The sequence below is a fragment of the Maribacter sp. MS6 genome (assembly GCF_056839185.1).
On sequence record NZ_CM166389.1, the window covers coordinates 608,694 to 625,351 of the forward strand.

General features: G+C 38.4%; 17 protein-coding genes. 6 read left to right on the forward strand and 11 right to left on the reverse strand.

Annotated elements, in window-relative coordinates; genetic code table 11:
• Window positions 1–4 precede the first annotated feature (4 nt).
• Window positions 5–1,111 (reverse strand): XdhC family protein, encoded by a 1,107-nt coding sequence (locus MS6x_RS02685; RefSeq protein ID WP_482605234.1) that lies wholly within the window; start codon window positions 1,109–1,111, stop codon window positions 5–7.
• A gap of 87 nt (window positions 1,112–1,198) precedes the next feature.
• On the opposite strand from MS6x_RS02685, the gene moaA reads away from it, so the two are divergent.
• The 3 genes from moaA to MS6x_RS02700 all read left to right on the forward strand — a co-directional run bounded on the left by moaA (window position 1,199) and on the right by MS6x_RS02700 (window position 4,109).
• The gene (gene moaA / locus MS6x_RS02690; protein ID WP_482605235.1) at window positions 1,199–2,182 is read left to right on the forward strand and encodes a GTP 3',8-cyclase MoaA; all 984 of its coding nucleotides are present in this window, start codon (window positions 1,199–1,201) and stop codon (window positions 2,180–2,182) included.
• 182 nt (window positions 2,183–2,364) lie between these two features.
• A complete protein-coding gene (locus tag MS6x_RS02695) occupies window positions 2,365–3,582 on the forward strand; it encodes a molybdopterin molybdotransferase MoeA (protein ID WP_482605236.1) in 1,218 nt (405 codons plus the stop codon).
• 50 nt (window positions 3,583–3,632) lie between these two features.
• The gene (locus MS6x_RS02700) at window positions 3,633–4,109 is read left to right on the forward strand and encodes a DUF1569 domain-containing protein (protein WP_482605237.1); all 477 of its coding nucleotides are present in this window, start codon (window positions 3,633–3,635) and stop codon (window positions 4,107–4,109) included.
• Window positions 4,110–4,135: 26 nt separating this feature from the next.
• Here the strand turns inward: MS6x_RS02700 and MS6x_RS02705 are convergent, their stop codons facing one another.
• From MS6x_RS02705 to MS6x_RS02750, 10 genes are all read right to left on the reverse strand, one after another.
• A complete protein-coding gene (locus MS6x_RS02705; protein WP_482605238.1) occupies window positions 4,136–4,909 on the reverse strand; it encodes a sulfite exporter TauE/SafE family protein in 774 nt (257 codons plus the stop codon).
• Entirely contained in the window at window positions 4,900–5,967 is a 1,068-nt protein-coding gene (gene moeB, locus MS6x_RS02710; protein ID WP_482605239.1) for a molybdopterin-synthase adenylyltransferase MoeB, read from the reverse strand. Before moeB ends, MS6x_RS02705 begins: the two co-directional genes overlap by 10 nt.
• Window positions 5,964–6,560, reverse strand: a complete 597-nt coding sequence (gene mobA, locus MS6x_RS02715) for a molybdenum cofactor guanylyltransferase (protein WP_482605240.1) — start codon at window positions 6,558–6,560, stop codon at window positions 5,964–5,966. The genes moeB and mobA overlap by 4 nt, the downstream gene beginning before the upstream one ends.
• A complete protein-coding gene (gene moaC / locus MS6x_RS02720) occupies window positions 6,544–7,017 on the reverse strand; it encodes a cyclic pyranopterin monophosphate synthase MoaC (RefSeq protein WP_482605241.1) in 474 nt (157 codons plus the stop codon). Before moaC ends, mobA begins: the two co-directional genes overlap by 17 nt.
• A gap of 64 nt (window positions 7,018–7,081) precedes the next feature.
• Entirely contained in the window at window positions 7,082–7,789 is a 708-nt protein-coding gene (locus tag MS6x_RS02725) for an aspartate/glutamate racemase family protein (protein WP_482605242.1), read from the reverse strand.
• A gap of 9 nt (window positions 7,790–7,798) precedes the next feature.
• Window positions 7,799–8,218: a molybdenum cofactor biosynthesis protein MoaE gene (locus MS6x_RS02730; RefSeq protein ID WP_482605243.1), complete on the reverse strand. Its 420-nt coding sequence runs from the start codon at window positions 8,216–8,218 to the stop codon at window positions 7,799–7,801.
• Complete coding sequence (locus MS6x_RS02735) at window positions 8,218–8,460, reverse strand: MoaD/ThiS family protein (protein WP_482605244.1); 243 nt, start codon at window positions 8,458–8,460, stop codon at window positions 8,218–8,220. Before MS6x_RS02735 ends, MS6x_RS02730 begins: the two co-directional genes overlap by 1 nt.
• A 6-nt stretch (window positions 8,461–8,466) precedes the next feature.
• Entirely contained in the window at window positions 8,467–10,761 is a 2,295-nt protein-coding gene (locus MS6x_RS02740) for a xanthine dehydrogenase family protein molybdopterin-binding subunit (protein ID WP_482605245.1), read from the reverse strand.
• Window positions 10,762–10,778: 17 nt separating this feature from the next.
• Window positions 10,779–11,243 carry a (2Fe-2S)-binding protein gene (locus MS6x_RS02745; protein WP_482605246.1) on the reverse strand — a complete coding sequence of 155 codons (465 nt, stop codon included), beginning with the start codon at window positions 11,241–11,243 and terminating at the stop codon, window positions 10,779–10,781.
• Window positions 11,244–11,411: 168 nt separating this feature from the next.
• Window positions 11,412–12,206: a DUF6503 family protein gene (locus MS6x_RS02750; protein ID WP_482605247.1), complete on the reverse strand. Its 795-nt coding sequence runs from the start codon at window positions 12,204–12,206 to the stop codon at window positions 11,412–11,414.
• Between the two features lie 73 nt (window positions 12,207–12,279).
• Between MS6x_RS02750 and MS6x_RS02755 the strand changes: the two genes are divergently transcribed.
• Genes MS6x_RS02755 through MS6x_RS02765 form a run of 3 tightly spaced genes read left to right on the forward strand, consistent with a single transcriptional unit; the run spans window position 12,280 to window position 16,619 of the window.
• Window positions 12,280–13,086 carry a TrmH family RNA methyltransferase gene (locus MS6x_RS02755; RefSeq protein WP_482605248.1) on the forward strand — a complete coding sequence of 269 codons (807 nt, stop codon included), beginning with the start codon at window positions 12,280–12,282 and terminating at the stop codon, window positions 13,084–13,086.
• 51 nt (window positions 13,087–13,137) lie between these two features.
• Window positions 13,138–14,370, forward strand: coding sequence for a M48 family metallopeptidase (locus MS6x_RS02760; protein ID WP_482605249.1), 1,233 nt, complete (start codon window positions 13,138–13,140; stop codon window positions 14,368–14,370).
• Between the two features lie 44 nt (window positions 14,371–14,414).
• Window positions 14,415–16,619, forward strand: coding sequence for a RelA/SpoT family protein (locus MS6x_RS02765; protein ID WP_482605250.1), 2,205 nt, complete (start codon window positions 14,415–14,417; stop codon window positions 16,617–16,619).
• Window positions 16,620–16,658: the final 39 nt, after the last annotated feature.

The following is a 16,658-nucleotide window of genomic DNA, read 5'->3' on the forward strand; positions in this document are numbered from 1 at the left end:
GTCTCTAGTTTCGTTCATGAATAGGCCCACTTTTTTCTCGAAGCATTCCGCCAACCTTACCAGAAAGGACTGCGATCACTTCACTAAACAAACTTATTGCAATTTCCTCGGGCGTTTTAGCCCCAATTTCCAATCCGCAAGGTGCGTAAATGCGACTCAATTCTTCTTTGGAAAATTCGATTCCATTAGCTTTAAATTCAGTAATCATTTTAGCGAAACGCTTTCTAGGTCCCAAAGAAGCTATATAAGGCACCGGGGTTTTTATTAATTGCTCAAGATTGTTATAATCTGTGTTATAATCGTGTGCCATCAAAATAATTGCCGTACGTTTATCTAACTTGGGGCGCTCTTCAAAATCTTTGGGGTAGATATTTTTTACAGACCGTAGTTTTTCTTTTTTTAACTTTTGAACATTCCCAACCAGACTTACATCCCAATCCATCAACCTTGCCATTTCTAGCATCGGATACACATCATAATTATCCCCATAGATTGCCAAATGAAATTGAGGAGGTATCATTTCAATAAAAACACTTGCCTTTACCCCTTCTTCGTCAAAATGGTACGTTTTTGATTTCTGGTTTTTTAAAACTTCTTGAATTTTATTATGAAGAAAATTTCGCAACCCATTATGCTCGCAATCTTCAAGAGATGCAGAGTCCTTATCATAGTAAAAACTTCTACCTAGTGGTATAGAATCAATTTCGATATTTAGCGCGGTCACTGTAGCAATAATGTGATAATCCCTATCGGACACACATTTCTGCAGCATTTTTAACGTAGACGAGTTATCCGAAATTGGCGAAATCAAAACATCGATGATGCCATTACAGCCAAGTCCTACACCTATTTCGTTCTCCTTGGAAGTATCGTAGGTAACAATAGAAGGTTGTTGTTTTAAAATAGCGATTTGGGAGCGTTTCAAAGCATCACCTTCTAAACATCCGCCGCTAATCCCTCCTTCAAAAACACCAGATTCAAAAACTAGCATCCTCGCACCTTCTCTTCTATATGATGATTCTTCTACACGAACCACTTGGGCAATGGCACATTTTTCTCCTGACTTATTAAATGAATTATAAAGCTTTAAAATCGATTTAATTTCCTTCATGTTCGTATTAGTACTAATCTATTAAAAATAACTTCTCTAATTTATCTAAATTTAGCTATATTAAATTCTTAATTGCTAAGAAAGAAAATGAAAGATTCCTTTAATAGAACTATCGACTATGTGCGCATTGCTGTAACAGACCGTTGTAATTTACGGTGTTTTTACTGCATGCCGGCCGAAGGCATTACCTATGAACCGAAAGCACATTTACTTAGCTATGAAGAGATTACCAGATTACTAAAAATTTTAGGCGAACTAGGTTTTCAGAAAGTGCGCTTCACGGGCGGAGAACCATTTCTTCGAAAAGATTTTATACAATTGTTGGAGAATACCGCAGCATTGGAAGATTACAAATCTATTCACATTACTTCTAACGGTACCCTTTTACAGCAACATATCCCAAAACTAAAAGAATTAGGCATCTCCAAAATCAATCTAAGCATTGACTCTTTGGATAGAGAACGATTTCACAAAATCACTCGTCGTAATGATTTTGAAAAAGTAATGAAGACCTTTCATATGTTAGTAGACCATGGATTCAAAATAAAATTGAATGCGGTTATTATGAAAGGTATCAATACCCAAGATATTATTCCTTTAGCAGAATTGGCCAAAGACCATCCTGTGGATGTTAGGTTTATTGAAGAAATGCCTTTTAATGGAGGTTATAAAAAGAATGTAGAATTGTATTCCGCCCGCGATATTCGTGCGCGTTTAAATTCGTACTATTCCAATTTGGTAAACCTTCCAAGCAGGCACGGTGATACCGCAAGCTTGTTATCCGTGCCCGGTTATAAAGGAAATATAGGAGTCATTGCCGCATTCTCACGAACCTTTTGTAATACTTGTAATCGCTTACGTATTTCCTCAAAAGGAGAAATAAAGAGTTGCTTATATGACGATGGTGTGTTTAATATTCGTGATTTTATGAGAACAGGTGTTTCTGATAAAGAATTGGCGTACAAATTCAGAGAAATCGTACGGATGAAACCCAAAGATGGATTTGAAGCAGAACAATCCCGTAAGTCTCCAAAGGATGCCATGCAGAGCATGAGTAGTATTGGAGGGTAATTGAATTAATACGTCTGTCATTTCGAGCGGAGTCGAGAAATAGACAGATTTGGTAAACTACCTCGGGGCAAGTCCATGAGGTATTCGTAGGAAACCGAATTTTAATTTCCAGGCAAGCCTCGGGGTATTATACCTCTTGGCAGTGCCAATAAAAAGCATTTCGACTCCGCTCAAAGTGACAGATGAAAGAAAACACATTTATCCCATACGAAAAAGCCCTTTCAATTTTAGAAGCGCACAAAGGCGATTTTCCGATTGAATCAAGAAATTTAGAAGATTGCATCGGCGCCTATCTTGCGGAAGATTTAATTGCCGATCGGGACTTCCCGCCTTTTGATAGGGTTACAATGGATGGAATCGCTATCGCATTTGAGGCTTTTGAGAAAGGACAACGAACCTTCTTCATTGAAACCACAGCGGCTGCCGGCACTCCAAAACAATCCTTAAAGGATATTTCAAATTGTATTGAGGTGATGACCGGTGCCATAATGCCTAATGATGTTGATACGGTAATCCGTTACGAAGACCTTACTATTGAGGGTAAAAGGGCTACCATTAATCCTAATGCCATTAATCACAAACAAAACGTGCATTTCAAAGGAATTGATATTGAACAAGGAGCTATTATTGTTAACGAAGGAACAAAGCTTTCTAGTGCAGAAATAAATATTGCCGCCACCGTTGGAAAAGCTAAGTTGCGTGTCAAACAAATGCCTAAAGTGGTTATTTTTTCTACTGGAGATGAGTTGGTACCGGTACATAAAACTCCCAAATTACATCAAATCCGCAGATCTAATATCTTTGGAATTCAAGCAACGTTGAAGGAATGGGGGGTTTCATCAGAGGTACTTCATTTAGCGGATGACAAAGAAGAAATGTTGGAAGTCATTTCACAATCTTTACTGGAGTACGATTTGTTTATTTTCACTGGAGGGGTTTCCAAAGGAAAGTTTGATTACCTACCGGATGTACTAGAAGAACTTCAAGTAGAAAAACACTTTCATAAAATTCAACAACGCCCTGGCAAGCCCTTTTGGTTTGGAAGTAACGCAGATGGAAAAAAGATTTTTGCATTACCAGGCAATCCGGTCTCTTCTTTTGTTTGTGTTTATATTTATTTACAGTTCTGGTTACTGAAGTCTTTGGGTATTGCGCAAGAAGTATTACATGTACGGCTCAAGAACGATGTTGAGTTTAAACCCGACTTAGTGTATTTCTTAGAAGCAACTTTAGAAAGTTCTTCCGACGGCGCCTTAGTTGCAAAAGCGATCAAAGGAAACGGTTCCGGAGATTTCGCAAATCTTGTTAAAACAGACGGATTTTTAATTTTACCCCAAGGTAAGAGCGAGTTTTCGGCAAATGAAGTTTATCCTTTCGTATCTTACCGCAAGAAATGGTGATTCCTGCACTAAGAATTACATCTTTCTCTAGTATCTAAAAACATAATAACATGTCCACGTACAGCAAAAGAGATTTTCTAAACCATAAATTTCCTGAACTCTTAAAAACATTAAGATCAGATACCAAGGCCAATTTCGGACTTATGACGCCACAGCATATGGTAGAACATTTGATTGGGGCTTTAGGGAGTGCAACCACAAAATTTGAAGGAGAACGAATACTACCAGCAACGGAACAACAATTAGGTATGCAGAAATTCATACAAAGTGGTTCTGTTTTGGTGCATAGACCTAGTGCTAAAACAAAGGCAGATTTACCGCCTTTAACCTATGCGTCATTAGAAGAAGCGGTTTCCAATGTACCTGAAGCAGTCCAAAAGTATTATGCCTTTCAAGATAACAATCCCGAATATAAGCCCTACGCGCCATTCATGGGAGAGGTCTCTTATGAAGATGTGGAATTATTCCATTACATGCATATTAAGTACCATTTATGGCAATTTGGTTTGTTAGCGCAATATCCGTGAAGTAACCAAGATCAACAATTTTAAAATCATAGCTGTAAACCATTCACCAAAAACACTCTAATACCAACAAACAAAACCAAAATAGCTGTAACTATCTTAATCCCGTTTCCCATAAGTTTCCCTAAGCTTAAACGAATCCCGATTTGCCCTCCAATAAAAACGGCAACAATTAGCCCTATAGCCTCTATCCAAGGTACCTCAAAAGTACCCTTTGTCAATAAACCACTAATACCTGAAACAGAATTTACTAAAATAAAAAAACTAGCTAGTGCAGCTATTTTAATAGACTTGTCCCAACGCATATGATTTAGGATAGGAGCTAAAAAGATTCCACCACCAATACCTACCAAACCTGATAAGAGACCAATGCCTGCTCCTAATAAATGGGTGACATAAGGCGGATAATTTGGATTAACCTCTTGCGATTTTTTCAGATTGAACGTTTGAATTATTAATGCCAGGGATGAAATAATCAATGCACCACCTAATAGGATAAAGAAGACTTGTTCTGATAATCGAAATCGTGCTCCTAAAAAAGCGAATGGGATACTTGCTATAATAAAGGGTAGAAACTTCTTAAAATCTAGATATCCATTTTTCCAATAGAGATAACTACTACCTGAAACAACCACTAAATTACAAATCAAAGCAATACTGCGAATAGCAAAAAAGCTGGCAAAAACCAAAGCTAACAATGCCAAATAACTAGAACCCCCACCAAAACCAACAGAGGAATACAACGTTGCAATAACTAAAAAGGCTAGCATTACCAATAAGAGTTGGGGAAGGGTCAGGAGCATGAAGCCAAATACTGATTTAAACCTCCCAAAATACTAAAAATAGAACTTTCGGGAAACTGATTGCGTAATTGTTTCAAAGCTATTTCACTGCGCTTTCCCGATTGGCATACTAAATAAACAGTACGCGAAAAATCAATTTTATTAACAGTTTCACCCAATTGATCTAAAGGTATGTGAATGGTATCTGGAAGATGATATTGTTTAAATTCCCCAAAAGTACGTACATCAATAATCTGTGCATTTCTCGCCAACAATTTTTGAATTTCTTGTGCGCCAATCGTTGGAATAACCTCACAGGGGTCACTCCATTCATAAAAATCTTGGAGTTCTGAAATAGCCAAGTTCTCAGGTTGTAATTTGAACTTTATTTTTTGATAAGAATTTTGGAGTCCATCAAAAATCAGCAATTGTCCTGAAAGTACCTTTCCTATTCCTGTTAATACTTTTATCACTTCTAAAGCTTGCAAGCTCCCAATAACTCCGGGTATGATTCCCAATACGCCATGTTCATTACAATTTGGAACTTCGTTTTCCTTGGGCATATCTGGAAAAAGACAACGATATGTTGGTCCCTTCTTGTAGTTAAAAACACTAACCTGACCTTCATACCCATGTAAGGCACCATAAACGAATGGTTTTTTTAAAATAACACAAGCATCATTTACTAAATAACGGGTTGGGAAGTTATCAGATGCATCCACTACAATATCGTAATCAGCCATAATCTCAAGTGCATTCTCGCTGCTTAACAGGGTATTATAAGCCTTTATATCGGTATCCGGGTTTTGTGCCTTTAGTTTATCCATAGCGGCAAGCACTTTAGATCTACCCAGATCACTTTCAGTATAAAGTACCTGCCGATGTAAATTGGTTATAGAAACGACATCATTATCGACAATACCGATTTTGCCAACACCCATGGCATTGAGATAGGTCATAACGGGCACTCCCAAACCTCCGGCACCAACAACCAATACCCTTGCTTCCGCTAATTTTGTTTGACCCTTTAATCCAAAATCTTTCAAGGTGGTTTGTCTTATGTAGCGGTCTTTATTCAAGGGTTAGTAAGTTTTAACAAAGCCTCCTTGTACTCCACTTCAGAATTTGCATTTAACAACACGTTTTCGTTAGTAGGAAACACCAATTTAGTATCATGGTTAATTAGATATTTTCTTGGGCACGTTCCATTACCACTTTCCAAATAAGCAATGGAATTTTGTAACGCAGGAGGTTCCCATATAGCACATAAAGGTTCTGGCAATGGGTTTTCCCTTAGCGCAAAAGCAGTTGCTTGTTTTGTTTGATCACGTTGCGCTATCAATTCTTTTAAAGCATCCAAATCCATTAATGGAAGATCACAAGCCAACACCAGCCATGCAGCTTCAGGATGTTTTTTATGAGCAGAAAGCAACCCGTTATACGGACCGCGATATTCATTCAAATCTACAATGGTTGACATCCTTGAAGGCAACTCAGCAGCCTGCTCTTCTCGAAGACTTACAAAGGTTTCTTCACAAACCTCACTTAGCAAATCGTATAAATATTCGCGTTGTGGAACGCCGTGATACCGTATCAATCCCTTATCCGTTCCCATTCGGGTACTTTTTCCTCCAGATAAAACGAGTCCGTATAATTTAGCGATTGAAGTCATTCTTACCACCTGTTTTTTGTTCTAATTGTACTTCTGAGATTTTGATATCATGTGATAGTGCTTTGCACATATCATAAATTGTCAATGCACTCACAGAAACTCCAGTTAAGGCCTCCATCTCCACACCTGTTTGCTCGTTACACTTTACTGTACATGTTACTTGTAATGCATCATCAATCGGGGTAATATCAATCTGTATTTTAGAAAGATTGATTTGATGACAGAGCGGAATGAGTTCTGATGTCTTCTTGACCGCTTGAATTCCTGCGATAACCGCGGTTTGAATGATACTTCCCTTATGGCCTAAAAAATCTTGAGACGCTAGTTCAGCAAAAATATCCACAGGAAAAACAACTTTTCCAGAAGCTACAGCCGTTCGTACTGATGCTTGCTTATTTGAAACATCTACCATGGAAGCATTACCGGCTTCGTCTATATGTGAAAGTTGCTTTGTCATATATAAGTTTCAATTCCCTGCCTATGCTAAAATCATTTCAGTAAGAGGGAAATCTGTTTTTAAATTAATTTACAAGTCTTGAGCTTAAAGCAAATTCAACTGCTTTTTCAGCATGGATTTGAGTGGTATTAAATGTCGGAATAGAAACATCTGAAGGCCCAATCAACAATGGTATTTCGGTACAGCCTAATACGACGCCTTCCGCTCCATTTTTAATTGCCTCTTCTATGATTCTAATATATTCAAGCCTTGAACCCGCATTTATTTTGCCCTGAACTAGTTCTTCATAAATGATAGTATGCAATATTTCTCTATCGACCTCCTTCGGAACCAGCACTTCTACACCGAAATCATCAGTTAGAATGTTTTTATAGAAATCTCTTTCCATAGTAAATTTAGTTCCTAAAAGCAGTACTTTTTTGAGTCCGGCTTCTTTTATTTTTTCACCCGTAGCTTGCGCGATGTGAATCAAAGGCAAGTCTACATTTTGAGTTATAGCACCGCTGCATAAATGCATGGTATTCGCACAAATAAGAATCAATTCAGCTTTGGCATTCTTTAAATTTGTGGCTGCTTCAATCATTTCTATATCCAAGGCATCCCAGTCATTTTGTCCTTGTAATTTGTGAATTACAGAGAAGTCAACAGAGTCAATAACAATTTTAGCCGAATGAAATTTCCCCAAAAGTTCTTTGACTTTTTGATTTAAGACGTTATAGTAGATTTGGGTAGATTCCCAACTCATACCTCCTATCAATCCTATTTTTTTCACCTTTTACTTTTATGGATGTGCAGAAACCCAAACCGTTTTATTCTCGAACCTTTCTTTTTTCCAGATAGGAACAGTTTCCTTTAGGGTATCAATCAAAAAGCGACAAGCCTCAAAACAAGCATCACGATGCGCAGAAGAAGCACCAACTACTACAACAGGTGCTTCTACTTTTTTAAGTCCCACTGCGTGACGAATAATTACCTTATTCAGTTTCCATTTTTCAATGGCATCTACAGCAATCTTATTCATTTCCTTTAGCGCCATTTTTTCATAGGTTTCAAATTCCAAGGAAACTACTTCTTCTCCTTGTGTGAACTCACGCACGGTTCCAACAAATACGCAAATACCCCCACTATGGGCATCAGACAATTCTGAGAACACCTTCGACGTATCAATACTAGTAACTATTTCTACTATTTTTCTACTCATCAGCCTCCACTTACAGGGGGAATAATTGCAATTTCGTCATTCCGAGTTAACACCACGTTATCTTGAACATACTCACTATTTACCGCCACGGCAAAAGAAGAAAGTTTCCCGAAATCGGGAAACTTTTTAATCATATAATCTTTTAATTCTTGAACTGATTTAGGAATATCGTTGTTATCATTAATTTTAAATGCTGATTCTCCTACAATATCCTTGGCAATCCCAAAAAGCAAAACATCCATAGGCAATTATCCTAAAATAGGTTTCGTACTCATGTTACCTATGAAAGGCTGTTTATACACACGATTACCTGTCGCCTTTTTCATGGCAATAGCTACTGCAGCTGCCGCTGGAGGCAAAGCTGGTTCTCCAAGCCCTGTTGGACTTAGGGTATTTTTCACAAAATAGGTTTCCACGATTGGTGTTTCCTTCATTCGAATCAAACGGTATTTGTCGTAATTGTTGCTTGTTGCCTTTCCGTTCTCAAAAACCAGGTCACCATACATAGAGTGACCTATACCGTCTATAGCACCACCTTCTATTTGGTTTTTGGCACCAAGTGGATTTATTACGATGCCGCAATCTACGGCGACGGTAATCTTTTTTACTACTGGTTGGTCGCCCTCCATGACCACATCGGCAACTTCTGCAACATGGGTATTATGGCAATAGTATGCACAAATCCCTTGATAAACACCATCTTTAGGAGTTCGATATCCAGACTTTTCAACAGCCAATTTCAAAACATCCTGTAGGCGTTCTGCAGAATACTGGATTCTGTCATCAGTCGTTCCTTTTACCTTTTCCAATAAATCCAATCGCATTTGAACTGGATCTTTATCCAAATTCTCCGCTAGTTCATCTAAAAAAGATTGTTCAGCGAAGGAAAGGAAATTAGTATATGGTGCACGCCATGCACCCGTGGTTATATTACTCTTATAATTGGCAACGTCTACTTGATAATTCTCAATTGCTCCTGCAGGGAAGAAATTCGGAATTAATCCGTACATATTGCCATTGACGGCAGCTTCTTTTAAATGATACCCCGTAACCTCTCCATTCTTTATAGATGCTGCGATGCGGTATTTTATAGCTGGCCGATACACACCGGTCATCATATCATCTTCCCTTGTCGAAAACATTTTCACAGGTCTTCGTATCTTATCCGAAATCTCAGCAGCCTCATAAACAAAGTCACCGTATAACCTTCTTCCAAAACCACCGCCCATTCGGGTCATTTCTAAACGGATATCCTCCTGATTTCGACCAAGTAATTCCGTAACCGTTGAAGCAGCATCTGCCGGAGTTTGCACTGGACCTACCAAAAGTATTTTGGAATCGGTTACATCTGCAAAGAAATTCATAGGCTCCATAGTGTTATGCGGAAGAAACGGTGATTCGTACGTCTGTTCAACAATCTTATCGGCCTCCTTAAAAGCCTTTTGCACATTCCCATCCTTGCGCATGTTCTGGAATTCATTTCCATCTAACAAATCCGTCAATATTTTATCGTGAGCAGCAGTACTCTCTAAGGGTGAGCTTTCTGTCCATTTTGCATTAAGAGCTTTTTTACCTTTTATCGCGGCCCATGAATTCTCGGCAATTACAACAACCTTCTCGGAAGGCGATAACACTGCTGTCCAGTTCACTTGCTCCTTTTCCAAAAGAGCTTTTGCCTTCGCTCCTATTTTAATCACATCCAACACTCCGGGTACAGCTTTTGCAGCGCCATCATCATAGGATTCCAAAACTTGACCAAAAGCTGGAGGACGCAAAACCGTGGCATAAACCATACCGTCAACTTTGTAATCCAAGCCAAATAGTGGTTTTCCGGTAATGATTTTATCTATATCCACATTCCCAACATCGGTGCCGATAATCGTATAGTCTTTTGGGTCTTTTAATTTCACTTTCCCGGCAACCTCTTGCGCTTTTGTATCCTTGAATTCAGGATTTTCAGATTTGGATTCTTCCTCTTCAGCTCCTTCTGATGTAGGAATTTGCAATTTGGCAGCCTCCTTGACCACATCGCCATAACCTAAAGTCTCTCCCTTTGCATTGGTAATGACACCTTGCTTGGCAGTGCATTCGGAAGCATCAACCCCCCATCGTGCCGCGGCCGCATTAACCAACATCTGACGCGCGGTTGCTCCTGTTTGGCGCAACGCATCCCAACCGAAGCGAATAGATTGGCTACCACCCGCAACTTGCCGGGTATAATTTTGAGTATCCAAAACTACCTGGACCACATTAACATTAGCCCAAGGAACATCCAATTCCTCTGCAATAATCATGGGCATTGCCGTTTTAACACCTTGGCCAATTTCCGGGTTTGGCGAGAATAAAGTTACCATGCCTTCATCCGAAATTTTAATGAAAGCATTAAAGTCGTTATAATTGAGTTTGGAAATATCTACCGGCATTTTTACATTGTCTTTACAGGCTGTGAAAAAATTAAAACCGATGAGCATTCCGCCACTTGCTAGCGAAGAAGTTCTTAAAAAAGACCTTCTGCTAAATTTTGTTGATGTGATAGTTGACATTTTTTTCAGTTTTCAGGTTAGGCCATTTTTTTCTCTGCGGCTTTTGCAACCGCATTTTCAATTCGATTGTAGGAGGCACAACGACAAATATTACCGTGCATAGCAGTACGAATCTCTTGTCTAGAGGGGTTTGGGTTATTTTCCAAAAAGGCCGAGGCAGTCATTATTTGACCCGATTGGCAATAACCGCACTGCGGTACATCTACTTCTTTCCAAGCTTGCTGTACTGGATGGGAACCATCTTCGGACAAGCCCTCTATTGTAGTTATCTCTTTACCGTCCAATTGAGATACTAGTAGTTGACAACTACGCGCCGCATTCCCGTCTATATGAACTGTGCAAGCGCCACATTGACCTATTCCACAGCCAAATTTGGTGCCCACCATATCTAAATCGTCTCGTAGCGCCCATAGTAGTGGCATGTCTGGTGTTGCCTCTATTTCTTGAGAAACACCATTAATTTTTAGTTTGTACGTTGGCATTATAATCGTGTTTTGGTTCATAAAACAAATATGCCTTTTTCAGTATTCACTATACTAAATACACTCGAAAGACATTCTCCTCTAAGTTAAGAATAAATATGAGATGTTTAACGATTCGGTAATTCCATTAACCTTTTTTTAAGTTAAAAAGCACTGTATACAATAATACTATTCTATAAACACGGCCTTCTCAGGCTTATCATAAAACCCCGCTGGTTTTTCCTTAGTACTCAAAACAACCTTCTCAAACATCACAGTATTTTTCGGTTCCGTTATTTTTTTTTCTTCAGAAGTATACCAGGTTATCGATTTTGGAAGTTGGAGTCCGTTTACCTCCATCCAATTGTTATATCGAATCCATTTTACATTCGCTGATTTTTCTCCACTTCTATACGTTACCGTATAACCTAGCCATTGCATTTGAAACGTTTCTGGGTCATAGTGCAAAAAATATTCATCCTTGGGAGAATTACCAACTCCGGCATTGTAACTTATACGAATACCAGGATAGGTCTTTCCCTCAAACTCCAAAGAACGGGTTTCCTCATAATTAATACCATCATCCCCTAAAACAAAAGGCATTGCATAGAAGTAAAACATCAAATTATGATAGAAAACGGCATCGCCTTTATAAGAATCATTTTCATCCAACAACCAAATCTTGGAACCATCAAATCCTGTACTAAAGTCAGAAGCGTTAATTGTTTCTTTTCGGCTTTTTAGAGCTATAGTATGTGTTTCCGAATCTGCTTCTTTTGGCATCGTAAAACTTAGGGTTTTAAATGACTTCCAAGTAGCCAAGCCACCATGTGCATCAAACACCTTGGATACAACTTCTGGGTATTCGCCTTTGCCATCAATGCTAACTATGGGAACATCTTCCGGCATAGCCTCCTGTTTGTTTTTATCGGTCTTACAAGCAAATAGTATGGTAACGACGGCAAAAAGAATAATTTTCTTCATTATAATTTCTATTTATAGGTATTAAGTCGTGGCAAGATACATTAATTGACATATTGGTTTATTTTTGTAGCCCATGCAACATGTAAAACATATCAGTAGCGCCCAAAATTCTTTGGTCAAAAGAATCCTGCTACTTAAAGATAAATCTCGGGAAAGAAAAAAGACAGGCTTTTTTATCTTGGAGGGAAAACGTGAATTAAGCTTAGCTGTAAAAGCAGGGTACGCTATAGAAGCGTTATGTTATTGCGATGTCTTACAAGATATAAATCAGCTAGAAACTGAAATAGTCCTTGAGCCATCTATACATCGAATTAGTTTTTCACTTGACGTTTACAAAAAAGTAGCGTATAGAGACACTACAGAAGGTGTTATTGCCATTGTAAATGCAAAATCACACGAACTGTCCACATTGGAACTAAAAAAAGAGAAACCGTTTATCCTAGTTGCAGAAGCTCCAGAAAAACCAGGAAATATTGGAGCATTACTACGTACCGCAGATGCCGCTAATTTGGACGCTGTTTTAATTGCCAATCCTAAGACCGATTTATACAATCCAAATATTATCAGATCAAGTGTAGGCTGCGTTTTCTCTAGATCCATAGCCATGGGAACTACATCTGAAATCATTACCTATTTAAAAGAAATAGACGCCAGAATATTTTGTGCGGCGCTCAGTGCCTCTAAGAACTATACCGATGTGGATTACACAGGCGGAACAGCTATTGTTGTAGGGACGGAGGCAAGCGGACTTAGCGAAGAATGGCTTTCAAATTCCGACCAAAATATCATCATCCCGATGGAAGGAGAAATTGATAGCATGAACGTTTCTGTGTCCGCTGCAATACTTATCTTCGAAGGAAAGCGACAACGTAACGAATAATAGCAACTAAAAGTTGTCCGCCCCGTTAACAAAAAGACCAAAACAACATTTATGAATACAACGCTCATATTTTATTGCATCATTGGAATATTGATAAGCGAATATATACTGGCTACCACGCTCAATTTTCTAAACGCAAAGCGATTTAAAGAATCTATTCCTGAGGAATTATCGGATGTATTCAATTCGGAAGAGTACAAAAAATCACAAGACTATAAACTAACAAACTATCGTTTTGGAATTCTTACCTCCACCTTCTCGATCCTGCTTATTTTAAGCGTGTTGATTTTTGGTGGTTTTGGATGGGTAGATAATTGGGTTTCGAGCCTAACAGAAAACACTATAGTACAGTCCTTGCTGTTTTTTGGGGTCATTATGATGGGTAGTGACATTCTCAATACTCCTTTTGGCTATTACAAAACGTTCGTGATCGAAGAAAAATTCGGTTTCAACAAAACAACATTGAAAACTTTTATCGCCGATAAGGTTAAAGGATGGGTAATGATTTTAGTTTTAGGAGGTGGAATACTAGCGTTGGTACTTTGGTTCTTTGAATGGGCAGGAACTAACTTTTGGCTCTATACCTGGGGCCTAATCACCGTTTTTACGATTTTTATGAATCTGTTCTATAGCAAACTTATTGTGCCCCTGTTCAATAAACAGGAACCGCTGGAAGAGGGTAGTTTAAAGTCAAAAATAGAATCCTATGCGGAAAACGTGGGCTTTGAACTGCAAAATATCTTCGTAATCAATGGTTCTAAGCGCTCTACGAAGGCAAATGCCTATTTTTCCGGTTTTGGAAGGGAAAAACGTATTACCTTATACGATACACTTATAAATGATCTGGAAGAAGATGAAATTGTTGCAGTATTGGCTCATGAAGTTGGTCATTATAAAAAAAATCATATCCTATTTAACCTGGCAACTTCTATTATAGTAACAGGTGCCATGTTGTTTGTACTATCACTTTTCATCAATAACCCTATTATTTCATTAGCCATAGGAGTAGACAAGCCCAGCTTTCATGCGGCATTAATAGGTTTTGGAATGCTGTATAGTCCTATCTCAGAAATTATGGGGTTACTCATGAATTATTTTTCTCGCAAGTTTGAATATCAAGCAGATGATTTTGCTAAAAATACTTTTTCCGCATCTCCTTTAATTACCTCGCTTAAAAAGTTATCCAAGAACAGTCTAAGCAATCTTACTCCACATCCCGCCTATGTGTTCATGCATTATTCCCATCCACCTTTAAGGGATAGAATTCGGAACTTAAAGGCATAGTTTTTGTTGTCTATCAACTAGGATTATGGTAAATTTATTCTAGTATGACGGAAGCCGATTTAGAACAAGAGAAGAAACGTATTGCCACTGAGTATAAAGAACTACTACGTATTAGTTATCAGACCCTAACGGATGATGATAAAAAGCTAATTCGTAGTGCGTTTGAAATTGCGGTAGATGCCCACAAAGACCAGCGAAGAAAATCTGGGGAAGCCTACATTTTTCATCCTATTGCCGTTGCCAAAATAGTAGCGTCCGAAATTGGTCTCGATGCAGTGTCCATAGCCTCTGCCCTGCTACATGATGTGGTCGAGGACACAGAATATACTTTAGATGATATTGATCGTATGTTTGGCGAAACCGTGGCGAGAATCGTAGACGGACTCACAAAAATATCGCATTTAAAAAAGGACATGAATATCTCCCAACAAGCGGAGAATTTCAGAAAAATGCTACTTACCCTAAATGATGATGTACGCGTAATTATCATAAAAATTGCGGACCGCTATCACAACATGCTCACCATGGACTCCATGCCTGAGCACAAGCAAGTAAAAATTTCTTCCGAAACACTATACATTTACGCCCCCTTAGCACATAGGATAGGACTTTATAACATAAAAAGCGAATTAGAAGACCTTAGTCTGAAATATACGGAGCCAGAGGTATACAACGACATTAAGAGTAAGATAGAGGATAGTAAAGAAGAGCAACAAGAATACATTGACGCTTTTGCAGCTATCATAGATAATTCTTTGAAAAAGGAAGGATTAGAGTACACCATAAAAGGAAGAATGAAATCCATTTTTTCGATGCGTAAAAAAATGATGACGCAAAATGTCGGCTTTGATGAAATCTATGACAAGTTTGCCCTTCGTATCATTTATAAATCCGAAAAACAAAACGAAAAATTTCTGGCATGGAAAATCTACTCCATTGTTACCGATCACTTTACCCCTAATCCGGTGCGCCTACGCGACTGGATTTCCTCCCCAAAATCTACGGGGTATGAGGCCTTGCACATTACCGTAATGGGACCAAAGGGAAAATGGGTAGAGGTGCAGATTCGTAGTGAGCGTATGCATGAGATTGCGGAAAAAGGATATGCGGCACATTTTAAATACAAGCATGGGGACCAAAAAGAACAAGGAATAGAGGTTTGGCTTAACAAGTTACAGGAAGCGTTAGAGAACGCCAACACCAATGTGGTAGATTTTGTAGAAGAGTTTAAATTGAATCTTTACTCGAAGGAAATATTTGTTTTTACACCAAATGGAGAGTTAAAGTCTTTACCAAAAGGGGCAACTCCCCTAGATTTTGCCTTTAGCATTCACACCGAGGTAGGTATGCGTACCCGTGGCGCAAAGGTTAATGGTAAACTTGTACCCTTGAATACAACCTTAAACAGTGGAGACCAAGTAGAAATCATTACGTCCGAACAAGCAAAACCCAACCAAAACTGGTTAGATTACGCTACAACGGCAAGGGCAAGGGCAAAAATAAAGTCAGTATTACGCGAAGAAAAGAAGGAAATAGCGGAGGATGGCAAAGAAATTCTAAGGCGGAAATTAAAGTCGCAAAAAATTTCCGTAAACGAAGATTCCATCAATAAATTGGTAAGTTACTTTAAGCTAAAGACCAGTCTAGACTTGTTTTATAGAGTAGGCGTTGGCTCTATTGACAATCAAATGATCAAAGAATTTGCTTCGTCCTATAATAATGCATTTATAAGCTTCTTTAAGAACAGAATGCGTAAAAACCCGGTACCGGAAGATATAGGAAAGGACGAAATCACTTCTAAATACGACATGCTCGTTTTTGGAAAGGAAGAAGAAAAATTAGAATATAAACTTTCACAGTGCTGCAATCCCATACCCGGCGATACCGTTTTTGGTTTTGTAAGTGTTTCCGAAGGCATTAAACTTCATAAGAAAAATTGCCCAAATGCCATTTCATTACAATCGAACTATGCATATAGAATCATAAGTGCAAAATGGGTAGACTCCTCACAGGAAGAGTCTAAGGCGGAAATACAATTGACCGGAATAGATAACCTTGGATTAATCAGTGAAATTACCAAAGTCATATCGGGTAATATGCATGTAAATATGAGAAACCTAAATTTTAATACTGATGGCGGCACATTCTCCGGGAAGATAACGGTAGTAGTGAAAAATAAGGATATGCTTAAAAAAGTAATTGAAAATTTGAAACAAATTAACGGAATAGACAAAGTCACACGACTTTAGAATAGGAATAAAAATTAACTGTACCTTTGTAAATTAACC